Below are 243 nucleotides of genomic sequence, written 5' to 3'. Positions count from 1 at the left end.
ATATCGATACACCCAAACTTATCTTTGTTTCTCTGTAACTTTTGTTGCTGTGCACCCCAGCTCATCCCTAAGTTCTTAACAATATGTTTCATGGCGACATACTCAATGCTCCCTTCTTTCATCGTGGTGATAGTGTCACCTTTGAAGTTAATTTCAGCAGTTAACAAGTTACTCATGGCGTATTACCTACATTTGAAATGAACCCTCGTTCACATAGAAAATCAGCCCGTCGAAGCTCGCCAG

Annotated in this window: 1 protein-coding gene; it reads right to left on the bottom strand. The window is 41.2% G+C overall.

All coding sequences use genetic code 11. From position 1 onward, the window contains the following. The coding region (locus tag AAC854_RS23625; RefSeq protein ID WP_340619189.1) for a phage antirepressor N-terminal domain-containing protein at nt 1–176 on the bottom strand (176 nt) is incomplete at its 3' end. Nucleotides 177–243 lie beyond the last annotated feature (67 nt).

Source organism: Xenorhabdus entomophaga, assembly GCF_037996725.1.
Lineage (GTDB): Bacteria > Pseudomonadota > Gammaproteobacteria > Enterobacterales > Enterobacteriaceae > Xenorhabdus > Xenorhabdus khoisanae.
This window is presented reverse-complemented; position numbering and strand designations above follow the sequence as displayed.